The sequence below is a fragment of the Paenibacillus amylolyticus genome, assembly GCF_050990605.1.
GTDB lineage: Bacteria > Bacillota > Bacilli > Paenibacillales > Paenibacillaceae > Paenibacillus > Paenibacillus amylolyticus_H.
Genome location: NZ_CP158832.1, coordinates 133,277 through 151,319 on the forward strand (window position 1 = coordinate 133,277; position 18,043 = coordinate 151,319).

The 18,043-nt window shown below is 46.9% G+C and carries 16 protein-coding genes and 1 riboswitch; of the genes, 9 read left to right on the plus strand and 7 right to left on the minus strand.

The window, feature by feature from the left end; genetic code table 11:
- Positions 1-54: 54 nt before the first annotated feature.
- Positions 55-816: a MerR family transcriptional regulator gene (locus ABTV53_RS00560; RefSeq protein ID WP_433749483.1), complete on the minus strand. Its 762-nt coding sequence runs from the start codon at positions 814-816 to the stop codon at positions 55-57.
- A 16-nt stretch (positions 817-832) separates the two neighbouring features.
- Positions 833-1,708: a CPBP family glutamic-type intramembrane protease gene (locus ABTV53_RS00565; RefSeq protein ID WP_433749486.1), complete on the minus strand. Its 876-nt coding sequence runs from the start codon at positions 1,706-1,708 to the stop codon at positions 833-835.
- Positions 1,709-1,884: 176 nt separating this feature from the next.
- Here ABTV53_RS00565 and ABTV53_RS00570 point away from each other — a divergent pair, with 176 nt between their 5' ends.
- Positions 1,885-2,112, plus strand: a complete 228-nt coding sequence (locus tag ABTV53_RS00570) for a hypothetical protein (protein ID WP_062837704.1) — start codon at positions 1,885-1,887, stop codon at positions 2,110-2,112.
- 265 nt (positions 2,113-2,377) lie between these two features.
- Positions 2,378-2,806, plus strand: coding sequence for a VOC family protein (locus tag ABTV53_RS00575; RefSeq protein WP_421895449.1), 429 nt, complete (start codon positions 2,378-2,380; stop codon positions 2,804-2,806).
- Positions 2,807-2,910: 104 nt separating this feature from the next.
- Here the strand turns inward: ABTV53_RS00575 and ABTV53_RS00580 are convergent, their stop codons facing one another.
- Positions 2,911-3,768 (minus strand): hypothetical protein, encoded by an 858-nt coding sequence (locus ABTV53_RS00580; protein WP_433749490.1) that lies wholly within the window; start codon positions 3,766-3,768, stop codon positions 2,911-2,913.
- Positions 3,769-3,988: 220 nt separating this feature from the next.
- Here ABTV53_RS00580 and ytxJ point away from each other — a divergent pair, with 220 nt between their 5' ends.
- Complete coding sequence (gene ytxJ, locus ABTV53_RS00585) at positions 3,989-4,528, plus strand: bacillithiol system redox-active protein YtxJ (protein WP_433749493.1); 540 nt, start codon at positions 3,989-3,991, stop codon at positions 4,526-4,528.
- 167 nt (positions 4,529-4,695) lie between these two features.
- Here the strand turns inward: ytxJ and ABTV53_RS00590 are convergent, their stop codons facing one another.
- The gene (locus ABTV53_RS00590) at positions 4,696-5,997 is read right to left on the minus strand and encodes an alpha-glucosidase/alpha-galactosidase (protein ID WP_253429163.1); all 1,302 of its coding nucleotides are present in this window, start codon (positions 5,995-5,997) and stop codon (positions 4,696-4,698) included.
- A gap of 200 nt (positions 5,998-6,197) precedes the next feature.
- Between ABTV53_RS00590 and ABTV53_RS00595 the strand changes: the two genes are divergently transcribed.
- The 6 genes from ABTV53_RS00595 (at position 6,198) to ABTV53_RS00620 (ending at position 12,519) form a co-directional block, all read left to right on the plus strand.
- On the plus strand, positions 6,198-7,034 hold the full coding sequence (locus ABTV53_RS00595; protein WP_433749495.1) for an AraC family transcriptional regulator: 837 nt from the start codon (positions 6,198-6,200) through the stop codon (positions 7,032-7,034).
- A gap of 96 nt (positions 7,035-7,130) precedes the next feature.
- Positions 7,131-7,323: riboswitch (cobalamin riboswitch) on the plus strand.
- A 166-nt stretch (positions 7,324-7,489) separates the two neighbouring features.
- Positions 7,490-8,428 carry a nickel ABC transporter permease gene (gene nikB / locus ABTV53_RS00600; protein ID WP_433749497.1) on the plus strand — a complete coding sequence of 313 codons (939 nt, stop codon included), beginning with the start codon at positions 7,490-7,492 and terminating at the stop codon, positions 8,426-8,428.
- A complete protein-coding gene (nikC, locus tag ABTV53_RS00605) occupies positions 8,429-9,262 on the plus strand; it encodes a nickel transporter permease (protein WP_433749499.1) in 834 nt (277 codons plus the stop codon).
- A gap of 14 nt (positions 9,263-9,276) precedes the next feature.
- On the plus strand, positions 9,277-10,869 hold the full coding sequence (locus tag ABTV53_RS00610; protein ID WP_433749502.1) for an ABC transporter substrate-binding protein: 1,593 nt from the start codon (positions 9,277-9,279) through the stop codon (positions 10,867-10,869).
- Positions 10,869-11,666, plus strand: a complete 798-nt coding sequence (locus ABTV53_RS00615; protein ID WP_433749505.1) for an ABC transporter ATP-binding protein — start codon at positions 10,869-10,871, stop codon at positions 11,664-11,666. The genes ABTV53_RS00610 and ABTV53_RS00615 overlap by 1 nt, the downstream gene beginning before the upstream one ends.
- Positions 11,656-12,519 (plus strand): ABC transporter ATP-binding protein, encoded by an 864-nt coding sequence (locus ABTV53_RS00620; protein ID WP_433749508.1) that lies wholly within the window; start codon positions 11,656-11,658, stop codon positions 12,517-12,519. Before ABTV53_RS00615 ends, ABTV53_RS00620 begins: the two co-directional genes overlap by 11 nt.
- Before the next feature lie 166 nt (positions 12,520-12,685).
- Here ABTV53_RS00620 and ABTV53_RS00625 read toward each other — a convergent pair whose 3' ends face one another.
- The 3 genes from ABTV53_RS00625 to csaA all read right to left on the minus strand — a co-directional run bounded on the left by ABTV53_RS00625 (position 12,686) and on the right by csaA (position 18,014).
- Positions 12,686-15,865: a DUF5704 domain-containing protein gene (locus ABTV53_RS00625; RefSeq protein WP_433749510.1), complete on the minus strand. Its 3,180-nt coding sequence runs from the start codon at positions 15,863-15,865 to the stop codon at positions 12,686-12,688.
- Between the two features lie 211 nt (positions 15,866-16,076).
- On the minus strand, positions 16,077-17,348 hold the full coding sequence (locus ABTV53_RS00630; protein WP_433749513.1) for an S-layer homology domain-containing protein: 1,272 nt from the start codon (positions 17,346-17,348) through the stop codon (positions 16,077-16,079).
- A gap of 336 nt (positions 17,349-17,684) precedes the next feature.
- Entirely contained in the window at positions 17,685-18,014 is a 330-nt protein-coding gene (gene csaA / locus ABTV53_RS00635) for a chaperone CsaA (protein ID WP_433749516.1), read from the minus strand.
- Positions 18,015-18,043: the final 29 nt, after the last annotated feature.

Sequence of the window (18,043 nt, forward strand, 5' to 3'; positions counted from 1 at the left end):
AGTGTAATGAAGCGTAACAAGGAATGGATCAAGGGCCACTTTTCGAAGTGGCTCTTATGGTTGATCCCCAGGATTCTGGACTGTCCATCGGTCCAGGATCGTTTCGATGTAACGCATGGTTTCCGTTGTCATCCCATACACACGAGCTGGCTGATCATCCTCTGGGGTGATATATTCCCAATACTTTTCTGCCAAATCTACATTTCCTTGAAAAGTCCTTTCAGCATAATCATAGATTCGGACGGCCAGCAACCTTGAGGCTTCGGAATCTGGAGATTCCGTCTTGCATGTATCAATATCTTTCAGAATATCCGCCCATTCCATGGATAATGAATGGTTCTGATGATTCAGGGGTAACGATTCCATTTCTTCAGGTGTAAAAACATCCTGACGGAATCTGACCGGGGGCTGATCCAATTCACGGATGAAACCCAACATCTCATCCAGGTTGATTGTACCGGAGGCTCTGATGGCATATATGGTTGAAAAAAGAAGATGCTCCACCTTGCTTAATCTCTCCTGCTGTTCCTTGACAACGGCCAGTTGTTGTTCCAACGTATGATTCCATAAAGTGAGGGTGCTATCTGGCTCGGAGCGAGCAGCATCCTGATTGAGGAATTCTCCAATCTCATTCAATTTAAAATGCATTTTCTTCAGAATGGTAATCTGCTGAAGCCGTAAAATGTCCTTTTCACCAAATAAGCGATACTGATTGTTCTCATTACGGGCCGGGCGCAGTAAACCCAGCTTCTCATAATAATGCAGTGTTCGGATGGATACTCCGGTATGTTTGGATAGTTGTCCAACGGTATACAACAGGCAGAGCCCTCCCTCATGATTTATGCATTCTCCACCAGCGCCAAGCATTGAGCACCGCGAGAATGATCGCACCGACGAAGATTATCATCATATATAAAATAAATATTTCGGCCAAACCGTTATCTTGCGCGGTATAGTTTAACAATGCCGGGTTATCACCTGGCACAACAACGAATCTGGCTACTTCCAGGTAAGCGATATGAAATCCGATGGATGCCCATAAAGATCCGGTCAAACTGCGCAGAAGCTGTAACGTAATACCATAGGTCAAGAGCAGGATCATATAATCCAAGGTTATCCGGTTTCCGGCATCCATACCGACGAGCTCTTGCAATAGGCTGACACTTATCGGAACCAGTAGAAAGAGTAGAACTTGAATTACATATGCGAAAAACACAGGAAGTCGCAGTCTGTAGCGTAATCCATCATATACCATGCCTCGCATGGATAGTTCCTCAGGCAAAGCTTCATACAAGAAAGCAATACAACTATTAAGTACGACAGCAAGCAAGAGCTCGGCTGAGAAGTGCCACTCTGTAATCGTAATCCAGTTGTTCATACTGGCGATCACCAACCCCATGAAGGCCAGAGAAGTGGCAAATATTGCCCCGGATAACAAGTGAACTATGCTTTTGCCTGTCAGAGGAAGAAGGACGGACTTCATATGGAAGTGTCTTCGAATGAGGAGTAACAAAGGTAAGACGATACTTGTAATGACAACAGCCTGGGTGAGATGGATCATCCATTCTTCAGTACTCATCGTGCTAACGAGTTTCCCTGCGAGTGTAGCAAAAAACAGACCCAATGTCATCGTTAACCAGCTCATTCCAATAATGGCCATGCCAATGTTGCGTTGTTTCTTGTTTACATGTTCAGGTGACATACTCATGCTAATCCCCCCTGAAGCCAGTATAAACCCTCGAGTTAACGTCAGGGTCAAGCAGGGAATATGCCTATCAGAATATGGTTCTGAGCAAGGATTAAGTTACGAGCAGCACAAGTGTGGTATACTGGATATATTCAGCCTGATAATAACTGGCTATGGATAGGAGATGTCACTGATCTATGCAGGTATTCGAGGACTGGAATCAGAAAGTAAAGAAGACGTTTAACGCTACGAACCCAGAGGTAGTGTTGACGGTATCGGAAGCTGGAAGTTTGCTTGGTTTGACCAAAGACCAGATGAAACTGTACGTGGACAAGAACAAACTAACGAAGGTCCCGATCATGAGAAGTGTTCACCGATACCTCTTATTGAAAAGTGAAATAGATAACATCGTTCAAGCTCGATAACTTCATAGGAATGAACACAACCATTTTACCGACAGGATTCGGGAGAGTGGTCTTTTTTTTATCGGAAAGAGGAGTTTCTCTACTATATATGATAGCGCAAAAAGTAGTGTAGAGAGGGATGGATTATGAATATGTTGGTAACCCTAATCGGGTAAAGGTCCACAGAGATGTGTGCAGAAATATAAGCTTGTCAAAGGACAACCTGTTCCGATATACTCATGTCGCAAATCGTATAATTACATGAGCCCAAGGAGATGAAGAACGCATGTCGATCAGCTTGAATGTGTATCTCGTAACAGACGGTAATGGACGCGAAGCGGTAGATTTTTATCAAAAGGCATTTGGAGCGGAAGTGCTCGCACTTCAAACATTTGGCGACGGTCCATCCGACCCGAATCACCCCATCCCGCCAGAAGCGAAAGACCGTATTATGCATGCTTCTTTGCAGATTGGCAGCTCGGTATTAATGTTGTCCGATACGTTTCCAGGCATGCCGTACACTGTAGGTAATCATGTTACGGTTACGGTGAACACGGATACGGCGGAAGAAGCCAAAGCGATTTTCAACCAACTGGAAGATGGCGGCGAAGTGAAAATGCCGATACAAGAGACGTTCTGGAGTCCAGCTTACGGTTCAGTCGTTGACAAATTCGGTGTACAATTTCAAATCAGTGCTACGCCGGAACAAGCTTAAGAGTATACTCTTCGCTAATATAGCCAACAAAATGGCAAAAACCTCCGTGAACTGCTTTAACAGTCTTGGAGGTTTTTTGTGCTGATTTTTGGAATGACTCGTGATCAGCCTTCCTTCTGAATCTTGGATGGATTGTTGATTTTATAAGGAACCGGGTTACGTGTCAGCTTTTTCTTAATCATTTTCGCCTCAAACGTAAGGATGTCTCCGACTTCAAGCTCGTGTTTTTTCATGGTGGCACTGTGGCTCGACCAGGCTTCTCCAACATCGATGACGTCTGGCTCCAAGATGGTAACAGCTTCATAGATGATGACTTCATCGTCATTGTCCGAGAAGTGATTCGGTACGGTGGTGAATTCTTTGACAACAGCACTCATCTTCACTTTACCTTCGGGCAGATCAATCTTGACCGCCTTTGCCTTACTTGCTGTTTTGGCTTTGGGTTTGGTTTCACTGTCTACCCCAGTTTGAGGTCCAACATACTCTTCCACCAGTCCATCCGGATCGCCCTTCAGCCCAGTGGAGAACTCATCTGTGTCTGTGTCGTCCGCATCCTCCAGATCCGCCGGAATTTCATCCGGATTAGCCAGTGCATCGGGAGTTGGCGTAACATCAGCAGAGGCATCCGGTGCGACTGTATCCGAAGTTGTCGATTCTATGCTGCGATCTGATCCGGCATTACTTATGCTTCTGGCGCTGTAACTGGAAGCTTGCATTTCCTTCAGATAAGACGGGTGAATACAATGCTTTTGTCCATTATCCAGTTGAATCACGGCTGCCATGTGATCGACATATCCAATGATGGTACACGGCATGTTCAGACCGTTTCCTTTATAATAGAACGTTTTGAGTTTGGTTGCTTTACCGGAAAGCAGGCCCCACTCCTGACATTTCTCAATCAGCTCGTCTTCGTTATCCAGCGCAATAAAGTCCTGCGGTTCAATCATAAACGCGTATGTCATATGGAATTTCCGCCCTTCCAATCCATTCTTCATGTTCATCGTTTCCAAATTACAACCAGTGTATCACAAATGGGCATTTTGCTTAAATCGAAACACTGAAATCTGTACCCGGAGATGAAGATTATCGAGGCCTGCGTACAGAGGCCTATGCTATAATTTGGTCAGAATATAAGGTGGGAAGGTTGCCTTGATATACATAGTGTAAGAAGGGAAGATCTGAATGAAGAAAAAAGTAAATCATCAAGCTGTGTGGCTGGCTATAGGTGTTGCCATGGGAGTAAGTATTGGTACAGCTACACAGCAGCTTGGACTCGGGATTGCTTTTGGCTTGGCACTCGGCATTGTAATTGGTTCGGTGGTTAGCAAACGCGCGGGGTCAGATTCTGAACATATGCTCAGCGAGCATGTCCGGGAATTGCACAAACCCGGTGACTGGGAAGACGCGCTTCACCGCTCGCAGGATCATCCGGTGCTTATCCTGAAGCACAGCACGACGTGTCCGACCAGTGCGAGAGCTTACAGAGAGTTTATGGCGTTTGTGGGCACCAATGCGTCAGATCCCAAACAACCCATGGATTACCGCATCGTCAAAGTGATTGAAAATCGTTCGCTATCCCGCTACATTGCGGAAGAGACCCAGGTTCACCATGAGTCACCACAGGTACTTCTGCTTGATCAGGGACAAGTCGTCAAACATACCTCGCACGGCAAAATTACAAAAAAGAGATTATTGCACTGGGCACAGAATTCATTTGGATGAAGTAAGAATTAAAATGCCCTTACAATTTCATCAAGAGTGAACATTAGTGGTTCTTGCGCCTGATATGAAGGTTGCGGTTCCTATTCGGCATTCATTATCGTATTTGACTAATTAAAGTACAAAGCACCGTCCCCTTTAGCTGCAAAGGAAACGGTGCTTTTATATAATTATGAGGTGTATTTCGGCAACCAGTCACCGTGCGCTTCAATCAACTCATCACACATCGCTACGATGTCGTCGATAGACAGTTCGGCAGCCGTGTGTGGATCAAGCATGGCGGCGTGATAGATATGCTCTTTTTTTCCAGTGATTGCTGCTTCAATGGTCAGTAGTTGCGTGTTGATGTTGGTCCGATTCAAAGCCGCGAGTTGTGGAGGCAGGTCCCCAATGTACGTAGGGCTTATTCCTGATCCATCGACCAGACAAGGTACCTCGACACATGCTTCACGCGGCAGGTTCGTAATCAGTCCGTTGTTCATGACGTTGCCGCCAATCTTGTACGGGTTATTCGTCTCCATCGCTTCGATAATATGCGATGCGTACTCACGGCTGCGGGTATGTTCTATATTTTCGCTGGCAAACAGCTTGGTACGCATTTCTTTCCAGCCTTCAATCTGGTTCACACAGCGGCGTGGATACTCATCCAGTGGAATGTTGAAGCGTTCAATCAGCTCCGGGTAATTCCGCTTGATGAAGTAAGGGTGGTACTCGGCATTGTGTTCGGAGGATTCTGTTACATAATACCCAAAACGCTGCATCAACTCAAAACGAACCATGTCGTCATGCTGTTCCTTCTGTTTTTCCTTCGCCAGACGTTTAATCTCGGGGTACAGATCCTGCCCGTCTTTTGTAACTTCGAGCAACCACGCCATGTGGTTTATCCCTGCGATTTTAGCGACAACACCTGTCTGATCGATCCCTAGTGCATCAAACAGATGTGGTACACATACCTGCACACTATGACACAAACCTACGGTTTTGATCCCGCCATGCACATTCATGACGTTGGTAAGCACGGCCATCGGGTTGGTGTAGTTCAGGAACCATGCATCCGGACATACTTCCTGCATATCCCGGGCAAAATCCAGCATGACCGGAATCGTCCGCAGGTTACGGAAAATTCCGCCTATTCCGAGTGTGTCTGCAATCGTTTGACGCAGTCCGTATTTCTTCGGAATCTCGAAGTCCGTAATGGTACATGGATCATACCCACCGACCTGAATGGCGTTGATGACATATTTGGCCCCGCGCAGTGCTTCTTTGCGGTCTTGATATACGTTCACGACGCAACGACTTCCGAGTGAACGGGCCAGGCTGGTCAGCAAACGCTCGGAATCGCTCAAACGTTCAGCATCGATATCAAACAATGCCAACTCAAAATCCTGCAGTGCTTCGGTCATCATGACATCACCCAATACATTTTTGACAAAGACGGTGCTGCCCGCACCGAGAAACGTAATTTTGTTCATTTGACGTTAAGCCTCCCTGAAAAATGTTGTACCCCAACTATAGGCCGATTCGGCACATATAACTATGGCTCAACCCCTCTCAAACATGGCATAATCCCATTTTTGTTTCCGCTTTCTATTCAGATTAGTACACTTCAGCTGTTATAATTTAAGAGACATGTAAGAGAGAAAACGGCGGATGGTACGGAAGGAGGCAGAGGATGAGCCGAAAAGTGGAGATGAACGTTGTTCCTGTTGGATGGACGCAGATGGAGCTGGTCCTGTTATTCTTTGGCTGGGAGGCGTGTGATCCTGCGCATTATTGGGGGCCTGGTGTACGGGATTCCTACATTGTGCATTACATTCATGAAGGCCGGGGCACCGTGTATATGGAAGGTCGAGAATATCAATTGACTCAGGGGCAAGGGTTCGTGATTTTACCGGACACGGTTATTCATTATGAAGCTGATTCGCAGGACCCCTGGACCTATTCGTGGTTTGGTTTCAAAGGTGTTCAGGCAAAGGCTTTTCTGCAGCGTGCACTATTAAACGCAGAACACCCGGTATTCAATGCCCATGATCCAGACAGGATGGCCCACTTATATGACGATATGGTACAGGCTACAACGCGCTTGCGTCCGGGAGGCGATGTACTCTATCAAAGCCTGCTGTACCGTTTAATCGCTGAATTGATCTCATCCTCGCCTGAACTGGAAGAAGAGAGCCAGCTCCTGTCTGGCAAAGAGGCGTATATTCGGCAGGCCGTTCAGTTCATGGAGACTCGGTACAGCCAGCGAACATCCATCCTGGACATTGCCCGGGCTGTGGGGCTGGATCGAACGTATCTGTCTGGACTGTTCAAGGAGCGATATGGCAAGTCGCTGCAATCCTTTTTTCTGGAATATCGCATGAACCGGGCTGCAGAGCTGCTGCGTAATCCCGCTCTTTCCGTGAGCGAAGTAGCCCATTCCGTAGGCTACACGGATCCGCTATTATTTTCCAAGATGTTCAAACGGGTAACGGGTGTGTCACCAAAGGGTTCGCGAACGCGAGATTAGATGTATTGACGATTGCAATTTGAAAAGAAAAGTTTTGATCATTATCTGTCGTCCCGCTATACTGATACAGAAGTGATGTGAAATGCAGTAAGTTCAATTAAATATGTGGAACTTGGTGCTTCGCCCGTCAGGGTGAAAGCTTAATAGGGAAGTCCGGTGTAATACCGGCGCGGTCCCGCCACTGTAACAGAGGAGTCAGGTAGCGATAATCCACTGGTTTAGACCGGGAAGGAGCTGCAAGTGACGATGATTCTGGAGCCAGGAGACCTGCCAGGTTTAACAAACACAGTAGTACCCTACGGGAGATAGGAAGGTGTTTAGAGAGCATGATTTTTTCTGAAAATCTGTTTATTTAAGGCGTCCTCATCCAGTAACACGGAGAGGGACGCCTTTTTTGCTATGGACGAGAACATCAGGGCACATACATAAAGTTTTGGGGAAGGACGTTTGAACACTTGAGCAGATATATCGTTAAACGATTATTACAACTGGTCGTTGTGTTGTTCGGCATCACGTTCCTGACGTTCCTGCTAACCTACCTGTCTCCGGGAGATCCAGCCAGACTTATGCTTATGTCCACGGGGGTGACGCCATCCGATGAGCTGGTCAGGCAGGTGAGGTCGGAACTTGGATTGGATGAGCCCTTTCTATACCGATACGGGACATGGCTGGGACAGGTGGTGACCGGAGACTTCGGCACATCATATAAATACAATCGCCCAGTACTGGACGTGCTGATGGCACGGCTCCCGGCAACGCTTTGGCTAACAGGAAGCGCCATGTTCCTGGTTATACTGGTTTCCTTTCCATTGGGGATGCTGTCGGCTGTCTATCGTAACAAATGGCTTGATCACGTCATTCGTCTGTTCTCATTTGCCGGATTATCGATGCCCAGCTTCTGGTTGGGTATGTTGCTCATGTTGGTCTTCGGTGTACAGCTGAAGCTGCTGCCGGTGATGGGCAATTCCGGATGGTACAGCCTGATTCTGCCTGCATGTACACTCGCGATTCCACTTGTTGCCCAGTACAGCAGACAGATTCGTGTGGTTTTGCTTGAGGAGACAAGCCAGAACTATGTGGTCGGAGCAAGATCCAGAGGTGTGAAGGAGTCGATTATTATTTTGCGTCATATTCTCCCCAATGCCCTGCTGCCGATCGTTACCCTTATGGGCATGACGACAGGTGCTTTGTTAGGTGGCGCAGCGATTGTGGAAAGTTTATTTGTGTGGCCGGGCGTTGGACAGATGGCTGTAGATGCGATTTTCACAAGGGATTATCCACTGATTCAAGGATATGTCATCTGGATGGCGATCATATATGTCACCCTGAATCTGCTGGTTGATATATGGACTCATCTTCGTGATCCCCGAATCCGACTGGATGTGGATGTATAGATGAGAGCATTCACACTTGTATTACTGCAGAATCGCGGGTTCACATTCCTGCTGTCTCTGACCGCCTTCTGGATTATTCTTGCCATGGTTGCACCGCTGCTTGCACCATACGATCCACTTGCCACGAACTTTGCCAAAGTATTGCAGCCATCCAGCGTGGAATATCCCCTTGGAACCGATCAGTTGGGCCGCTGTGTATTATCTCGCCTTCTGTACGGTGCACGAACATCACTGCTGCTCACCTTTATGATGATTGGCATTGTGTTCGTACTGGGTGTAGCGATTGGGGTCATCGCCGGTTTTGCTCGGGGAGTGACGGATATGGTGCTCATGCGCCTGTCTGATACCCTAATGGCATTTCCGGGCCTGATTTTTGCGATCGCTGTAGTGGGGATGCTTGGTCCGGGATTGTTCAATACGGTGCTGGCACTGTCGGTCGTCTGGTGGGCGAAGTATGCACGGATGGCGAGAAGCCTGGTGATTTCACTTCAGCAAAAGGAATATGTCGCTGCCGCTGCTTTCAGCGGAGCACGTAAGATACAGATCATTGGCAGGACGATCCTGCCCAATATGATGTCTCCACTCATCGTCATGGCGATGATGGATGTGGGCGGCATGATGCTGTCCATCTCGGGCTTGTCCTTTCTCGGGCTCGGCGCGCAGCCACCAAACCCCGAGTGGGGGGCCATGTTAAATGAAGGCAGAAGATATCTGCAGACTGCGCCATGGCTGTTGATATATCCGGGTCTAGCGATATTTAGTACTGTCATTATTTTTAATTTACTGGGAGACAGTCTGCGAGATGTACTTGATCCCAAGAAAAATACAGCTTAACTGGAGGAACCAGAATGAAGAGGAATTTTCAAAAATCAATCCTTCTTACCATCATATCCATGTTCGTTGTGTTCATGCTTGCAGCTTGTGGCACCACCAATAATCCATCGACCGCGTCGAGTGCAACGGAGAAGTCGGCGGCTACGGACAAGGGTACGACAAGTGCACCAACTCATCTGAATGTGGCCTTGTTCTGGCTTGGAAGCAATCTGGACCCGGCAGAAGAATGGAATGGCTGGACGCTTACGCGTGCAGGGATTGGTGAGACGCTGATTCAGTTTGACGAGAATATGAAGCTGGTCCCTAAAATTGCAGACACCTGGGAACGTGTGGATGACACGACTTGGCATTTTCATATTCGAGAGGGTGTAACCTTCCATAACGGAAATAAGGTAACCGCAGAAGCGGTGAAAAAATCGATCGAACGCTCCATTAAGTTAAATGAAAGAGGACAAGCAACTGTGCCAGTGGCCTCGATGACTGCTGAAGGGCAAGATTTGACGATCAAGACGACAGAGCCTTATGCGTCCCTGCCTGGTAATATTGCCGAGCCACTGTTTGTCATTGTGGATACCAGTGCAGATACATCCAAATTCAAGAGCGAGCCGGTTGCTACCGGGCCATTTATGGTGACGGGTTATACGCCGGATCAAGAAATTCAGGTGAAAAAGTATGACGGTTATTGGAGCGGCGCGGCAGATGTCGACACGTTGACGTTGAAATACATCAAGGATGACAGTACACGTGCACTTGCTTTGCAATCCGGAGAGATTGATGTTGCCAGTAACGTGGGACGCAGCAGTTTGGCGTTATTCCAGGACAAGAGTCAATACACCATTGATGAAATTCCCAGCCTGCGTACCCAGTTTGTGTGGTTTAACACGACTAATCCGCTGCTGAGTGATCCGGATGTTCGCCGGGCGATCTCTTATGGTATTGACCGGGAGATGTATGCCAATACGCTGGTGGGCGGTCAGGCAGCCAAAGGGCCATTTACCTCAGCTCTGCCTTTTGGCTATGACAAGATCAAAGGATATGATTACGAACCGGAGAAAGCCCAACAGCTGCTGGATGGGGCTGGCTTCAAGGATACAGATGGTGATGGCATTCGTGAAAAAGATGGCAAGAAGCTGTCGCTACAGCTGATTCTCAACTCCGCTTACGAATCTGATTCGATTGTGGCTGCTGCGATGCAGTCCCAGCTTAAGGAGATTGGCGTTCAATTGGAGATGACCTCTTATGAGGATCTGACAGATCATCAGAAGAGCGGGAATTACGATCTCGCTTTAACCAGTATTAATACAGGCATCACGGGTGACCCACAGTATATTCTGGATTTCTACTTTATGACGGGCGCGGAATGGAGTGTGGGCGGATATAGCAATCCGAAGCTGGATGCGGTCATCAATCGTCTTCACTCCGAGTTTGACGTGGAGAAAAGATATGCCCTTGCAGCAGAGGCCCAGCAGATGATTCTGGACGATGCAGCCTATATGTTTTTGACCTATACCCCGATTAATATTGTGAGTAAAAGTAACGTGCAAGGTGCAACGATGTACCCGATCGACTTCTATCTGCTGGATCGTAATATCAAGGTTGGGCAGTAATGAAACCCCTGTTTAGTGTCAATCATCTGTCCGTAACCTACAAAGGTGATTCTCTGGCTCTACGGAACTTATCCTTCTCCATGAATAAGGGGGAGATTATCGGGATTGTAGGTGAAAGTGGCAGTGGGAAATCAACCCTGATTCGGGCTTTGCTTGGCCTGCTTCCAGAAGGTGGGCGATACGTCGGGGGAGAGATCTCTTTTCAAGAAAAAGTGTTATTACGTGATTCGCGTTTGGATTGGGCTGGCGTGCGCGGAAAGCGAATTGCCATGGTGTTTCAGGACAGTGGTTCGTATCTCAATCCGATTCGCAGCATCGGCAGTCAGTATATTGAAGCAATTCGGACTCATTTCACCGTGTCCAGAAAAGCCGCCCAAACCATGGCTATGAATATGCTCTCGGACATGGGATTGGAAGATCCCGAACGAATCATGCGTTCCTACCCTTCGCAGCTCAGTGGGGGGATGAAACAACGAACGGCGATAGCTATGGCGGTTACGATGGAACCAGAGCTTCTGCTGGCGGATGAGCCGACGAGTTCGCTGGATGTGACGACACAGAATGAAGTGATGAACCGATTGAGCGAGCTTCGTTCCCGTCAAGGGACAGGCATGATTATTGTAACGCACAATATTGCTGTTGCAGCTCATATGGCTGACCGAATTGGTGTGATGCAGAATGGTGCATTGGTCGAGATGGGGGATACTCTCCGCGTCATTTCCGACCCTCAGCATGAATACACTCGCAAGCTGCTGAGTGCTGTACCTGAATTGGAGGGGAATGTTCATGGCTCATGAGCGGTTACCGATTCTGGAACTGAGAAATCTGTGCAAAACCTATGAGTTAAAGGGACACAGGGCAGTGGATGCATTGAAAGCTGTTCATTTGGAGCTGTATCCCGGGGAATGTCTGGGAATTGTCGGGGAGAGTGGTAGCGGGAAGAGCACACTGGCCAGATGTGTAACCCATTTGGAGCGAGTGACTTCAGGACAAATTCGATATCGTCAGCAGGATATTACCCGATTGAACGGAAAGGCGTTACGCTATCAACGAAAGCAGATTCAGATGGTTTTCCAGGAGCCTTCGGCTATCTTTAATCCGCGAATGAAAGTTGGAGCATTTATTCGCGAACCACTCATCAATTATAAAATAATGAAGGGCCAACAAGCGGAGCACGAAGTGCTCAGGCTGTTGGAACGGGTAGGATTGTCTGCCGCTACGGCGGATAAATATCCGCATGAACTGAGCGGAGGAGAACAGCAAAGAGTAGTCATTGCTCGTGCGATTGGTGTTCGGCCGGACATTATCCTGTTCGATGAAGCCACCTCCGCACTGGATGTTTCCATTCAGCAGCAGATCCTGGATTTGTTGGTGGAGTTGAGAAAGGAAACAGGTATCTCATCTATTTTCATATCGCATGATCTTGCAGTGGTCCAGCAGGTGAGCGACCGAATTGCCGTCATGTACCAGGGTGAGGTGGTCGAAGTCGTGGAGAGTTCGCAGCTGGCCAGCTCAGCGAATCATCCCTATACCCGGAGCCTGATGACTTCAGTGTTGTCCGTGAGAGAAATGAAGTATAAAATGCAGAAGAAAAACGAGGAACAAGAACAAGATCAGGTGGAGATTCTTCAGGAAAGTCTGTCAGGATGAAACCGAAGGCGGCTTTCCCTTATGGGCTGATTAGATTACCAATAGAATGATGCGAAAAGGGTTACCCCAGAAGTCCACAGATAACTTTCAGGGTAACCCTTTTGCTGTATAACAGGAACGTTAAGTGTAGTTGGGACGTGATCGTTTTTTATTGGGTGATCCCGAACTAGTGCGGTACTTGGGATTGGAAGTCATTCCGGCTGGACTGATCAGCATGGTAAATGACAATATCACCGTCCTTCAGAGGCCAGGTTCTGCCTTGACTGTCAGTTGGCGTTTTGTTGAAACCTTCCATCTGCCATTGATTCATCAGTGGTGCATAAATGTATTGTAGATGGGGTGCCTCTGTATTTCCATTCCGCAGGCTCTCCATGTTGAAGTTGACCACGATATAACCATTCTTTAGAAAAACATTCGATTTCTCATCCAGCTGATTTTGTCGAGCAAGGGGTTCAAGATTCGTACCTTTTGGTACGGCATATACATCGGCTGGTAAGCTATACTCCCCGTACCAGCGCTGGATTGCTGCATTGGCTCGGTCCACGCTGACCCCGGAAGGAATGTCCGTTTTGGGCCCAATAAGCGTTCTAATCGGAGCGGACAGGATCATCCAGTCATAACGACCTACCCATGTTTTTTGATGAGAAGTCTGATCGACCAGGCGAACCATATGTTCTGCTAACGTACGCTGGTTACGTTCCTCCGCTGACAGTTCATAAGTATACTGATAACGAGCCGTATCGCCTAACTCTGTGCCCGGTACATTTCGAAGCCGCGAGTTCAGGACAACAAATCGTTTCTCCAGATCCTGGGCTGATCCAATCCGGATTAGGCGTTCCTGGCCCCGGTGGTAGTACAGATCCACATCTTGCCGGGAGGACCCGTCTTTGCTTACAAAAGCAAAAGTGGGTGTTATTCGGATGCCATCCTGCTTGCCATACATATTTCCCTTGGTCTTCAGATCGAACTTGAAATGGTACCCTGTCTTCACAGTTGCGTTAGCAAATCCCTGGACCGGATGGCTTCCCGGTCGAATGGGTAATACAAATGGAGCCAGGTTACCTCGCGGATCACCATCAATGCTACTCATTCCAGTCCAGTAGCTAAGGCCCGTTGGTTCGGGACTGCCCAATCGCTTGCGAAATACATTTTCCCAGTTGTAATCGGAGATATCAGTGACGTGAAAGTCATATAACCTTCCGATAACATCTACCGGCACGGTGTCTGCTGCAACATGATGCGCCAGATTAGTATTGGCATCCTGTTGCTCGGTAAAGTTTGCAGGCGCATTCTCTGCAATATTGCGGAATGTAATATGATATTTTCCTTCGTCTACCCATACAGGGAGATAGAATGTGGTGTCCAGTTGATTGACCGGAATATCGACCCATGTCTTGGCAGGGATAAACAGACTCCGGTCTGCGTTGTAGACATCAAACGGGAATTGCACCTGTTTGATTCGAAAATATTTGGCATAGTCCCGATTTCCATAACCGGGATAACTCGCTGCGTCCAAGTGCTGTCCCGATGTGGGAATTCGCACGATGAACGGACGTTCCAGAATGAGAGCAGCGCTGGTTGGGTCCGGTATGGTCTTCTGATTATGCGGCTGATCATCCGATACCCAGGCATAGTTGACGACAGGGGTATGTACGGTGACGGTGTTGATGCCGTTAATCGGCAATATTTTATTGGCGCCGCCATTCACGTTGCCTGGTAGCAAATCATAATAGATCTCACCCGAGCTTGTGGTATTTGATTTATTCAGCAGGGAATTGCTGATCATGTTCCCCGGTTTGTACAAGACATCGCGACCAATCGTCGTTGGATTGGGAATGTTGGATGGCGTTGGTCCATCCTTGGTTGCTTCTACATCATTCATAATGGTTGTGTTGTTGAACTTCACCAAATCATTATTCACTTTACTTTGAGGTGTGTTTGTTTCAGCCATCCCTTTTAACCGTGATGTATCATCAGGTAAACTGGGTGGAGAGTTCAAGCCTCCTGTAAGTTTGGGTGGAGTATATGAGATTGAAGTGGTTTGCCCTGGTCGTACATGGCTTTCTACGGATTCATCGTTTTTAGACTCCAATGTTGGTGGTGTGTATCCTGATGGATTCATCGTAACGGTCTCACCGGGCAAAGCGTAATTGTTCATGGTTGCTTTAGCGATCTTATATACTTCCAGGTTATTAATTTTCCAGTAGGAGTAGTCTCTTGTGATTTGGAAGTTGTATGGCTTGGGTACCGTGTCGTTCGCAGGTACAGGTGTCCCTGGTCTACAACCATCATCATCACATTCCTCTGGTCCAGGTACTGTCCACTCTCTGTCGTACGAGATTGTGACATTACAGTTGTATGTAACTTTACCGCTCATTTTCGCCCAGGCTTGTTTAAATAGATAATTGTCAGCAAAGGCATTTGTGTAGAGTGACTCGGAAGTAGGTATTCCTTTTAATACATTGAATGTCTCATTATCTCTGTTATCTGACTTTATAACTCCGTTGGCATTTGGATCGAGATCATTCATGCTCATGATGGTTCCAGCAGAAGGTGGTCCAATCGTTGGCGTGCAACCTCCACCACCGCCTCCGTTACCGTCGCCCTCGCCAGTACCTGGGTTCTCTTCAACACCGATGTTTGTTGTGGTAGTTAGCTCAAAATCATCCTTCTTCCATAATACCGTGATGGTTGTGGTACCTCTGCTAACGGCTTGGACTACTCCGGAGTTACTCACGGTAGCGACACCAGGATTGGATGATTTCCATGTCGTTGTACCCCCGCTGCCAGTGTTGACATTGGTCTCCGCTCCAAAGTTTCCATCTCCATTTTTGGTTTTGACGGTTGCATTCAATTGTTTGGACTGGTTCAAGCTAAGTTGCCCGCCAGCGGTTAGATTAATCTCTTTGGTTATTTCGGCAACGGCCCGCCAATATAAATCTGTGTTGAATACATAGTCTGCAGAGTATTTAGGTGGATTATAGGGTCTGTGAGCTATTGGTTCAATAGCACCTCCGATTTGAGTTGTGAATTTTACCGTATCACCGTCAAATGATTCCACACTAACCAAGATTGGTTTGCCTGGTAAGTAATACTGCGTGTTATCCATATACATGGGCTTTAACGAGATGGAAGTTAATTCACTTCTAGAATATCTCTGACCTGAACGATCAAAGTACTCAGAGGGTTTGTAGCTTGGTGCATCTAGTGGAAGGTTTACGCAGACTAATGATGAGTTTGGTTTGTTGGTATCCGGGTTATTGCTTAATGTTTGTCCGTTGCATTCTCCATCTACACTCCATCTTAAATTATCGAGCTGGTAAACATAAACACCGATATTAGACATTCCACTACCCTCAACGGGTATTACTTTTTTCTGTGACTTTGCAGGTGATGAAGGTACTATACGAGAGGCTTCTAAAACAGGTTTTGTTCCAGGCCCCCCTCCAGCAAAAACTACTAAAGGGGTTGGGAACAATAAGCATAATGTTATATATCCTATTAATAACTTCTTTAATAATTTATAGAAACGCACATTGGAACACCCTTTTCATAGTTTAATTTGGAACTACAGTATAGATTGTTCCATCTTTGAGCGTCAGGCGTACTCCAGGATTTAGTGACTTGTCAAAATGTAAGAGACCATGTGCCCAGTAAACAGGTTTTTTTTCGATAAACACGCCTTTGGGTCCGAGTAAGTCATTTATATGTTTAAGTCCATACTCGTTAAAAGCTTTGGTGCTTGGAGAAGTTAGGGCATTAATACTTGGGGAATTGATAAGACTCCCAGCTTGCAGTTGGTTCATAGAGTTTTTAATACTAATATCAAACTCTGTAAAAGAATAATAAGCGCCTCTGAGTAATCTATCTTTTTCATCAACGAAAACAGGATAATAGATACTTCTCTCAGTTTCTTTCACATATGGATTGACGATGATCCAGTTCTTGACCTTTAGATCTGCATAATTCGTTACTGTAACTAATTCTTGATTACGAACTTTTGCAAAATCGCCAGTTACTTTGCTGTAATCATACGATTCAGAAAATTTTTCTGGTCCTGCTTTCTGATACTTAGGCGCAATAATACTTAAATTCGTCCCTGTCAAACCCACTGCTCGCAGCTCATTCAAACCCTGGAAATCGGCAGGTTTTGTCTTGGCAACTGCTGTATAACGGGCGATCAACACAGCAACCTCCGCCCGAGTTGTGGTACGATCGACACCAAATGTTTTATCGTTTGCAACACTCATCAGTCCTGTTCCCAGGGCAACGGCTACTGCATTTTTTTGAGCGCTTGCGAGTTTACCTGTGAAATATTCCTTTGCAGGCACAACGGTGTTGGTCACATCAGAGAGTGCTTGCTTGTACTCAGGATCTACCACGGTCAGCCCTTGAGTCAGCCATTTCGCCATTTCGCCTCGTTGAAGAGCACCTTGTGCATCCAGTTTACCCTTGTAACTAGAAGGGTCGATAAAGCCTTTCGCGATAGCAGTAGAGACACCGCTTTTCGCCCACTCGGGTATGTCTGTGAAATTGTTTGTTTCTTGTGTCGATGCATTAGGCTGGTCGGATAAACGTCCCAGGATACTTGCCATTTCAGCTTTGGTAACGGGTGAACTTGGTTTAAATGTCCCGTCGGCATACCCCTTGAAATAACCTTGTTCCACGGCCAAATTAATCGCTGAGGACGCCCAGTGTGTAGCCGGAACATCTTTGAATTTAGTGTTAGCTTGTGCTGCTTCTACAGAATTCCCAACGCCTCCAAAACCTACGATACCCCCTGTTAATAAAGCTAATGCTGTTGCGCCGGAAATCATCATTTTTTTCATGATTCTTACTCCTCTCAATTGTGAATTTCTCTCCTTGATATGTACTTTTCAGGCTGCTAGATACTAAATTTGTAATAATAATCAATATTCTACCATGTATAACTAGGCTGTTGGTATGATTTATCAATATATTCCTCCTCTCCACACAACTCTCACTAATTCTCTAGACCTATTTTCCCTTCAAAAAACACAAAAAAAGGCCACGAATCCGCAGATTCATAGCCTTATGCTTTAAGGTCTCTAACATATGTAGTTCCTTGATCAATAATCAATAAATCAAGAATACTCGATTTCCAAACATTTGAAAAGCCCATATTCTTCTTGCTCCAAATAAAATCAGGCTATCGGTGTTCCATTAGGCAATGGGTTATCCGGTGTAAGCAAGACCACATCGCCTTCACCAGGCACGCCGCCCAGCACAAGTACTTCAGAGACAAAACCGGCAATCCGCCGGGGTGGAAAATTAACTACAGCAACGACCTGTTTGCCGATGATCATGTCAGGGGTATAGCGCTGGGTGATCTGAGCACTGGAGCGTTTCAGGCCAAGTGGTCCGAAGTCGATCGTCATTTTAATAGCGGGTATGCGAGCCTTGGGGAAGGGTTCGGCTTCCACCACGGTACCAATTCGAATGTCATGCTGCATGAACTCTTCAAAAGTAGCCATAGGGGGAGATCTCCTTTCAATTATGGGGA